At 68.5% G+C, this 645-nt stretch carries 1 protein-coding gene; it reads left to right on the top strand.

Translation table 11 applies throughout. The features are described 5' to 3' along the window. Positions 1 to 645, top strand: a 645-nt coding sequence (locus I6F33_RS37915; RefSeq protein WP_225145791.1) for a phosphopantetheine-binding protein, incomplete at both ends; no start/stop codon positions are given.

Here is a 645-nt window from a genome sequence, read left to right as displayed (position 1 = left end):
GAGCTTTACATTGGCGGGGCGGGGGTGGCACGGGGCTACCTCAACCGCCCTGAGCTGACCGCGGAGCGGTTCATCGCCAGTCCCTTTGTCGAGGGCGATCGGCTGTACCGGACCGGCGACCTTGCACGTTATCTGCCGGACGGCAATCTTGAGTTCCTGGGCCGCAACGACGATCAGGTGAAGATCCGCGGCTATCGCATCGAGCCGGGCGAGATCGTCGCGCGGCTTTGCGAGCACGCCTGGGTGCGCGAGGCGGTGGTGGTGGCGGGCCAGAACGGCGCCGGCGACAAACATCTGATCGCCTATGTGGTCTGCGCGCCCGAGGCCGGCTCGGACGAGGGCGATGGAGGCGGGCTTGCGGGCGCCTTGCGGGCGCACTTAAGTGCGCGGCTGCCGGACTACATGGTGCCGAGTGCGTTCGTGCGGCTGGCGGCGCTTCCGCTCACGGTGAACGGCAAGCTCGATCGGAACGCGCTGCCGGCGCCGGCCGATCAGGCCTATGCGCTGGCGGCCTACCAGTCGCCGCAAGGTGCGGTCGAGACGGCGCTGGCGCAGATCTGGGCCGAGCTCCTTGGTGTCGAGCGCATCGGGCGCAACGACCACTTCTTCGAACTGGGCGGCCACTCGCTTTTGGCCGTGCAGATG

Origin of the sequence: Bradyrhizobium sp. BRP20 (genome assembly GCF_020194215.1) — a bacterium.
Taxonomy (GTDB): domain Bacteria; phylum Pseudomonadota; class Alphaproteobacteria; order Rhizobiales; family Xanthobacteraceae; genus Bradyrhizobium; species Bradyrhizobium yuanmingense.
This window is presented reverse-complemented; position numbering and strand designations above follow the sequence as displayed.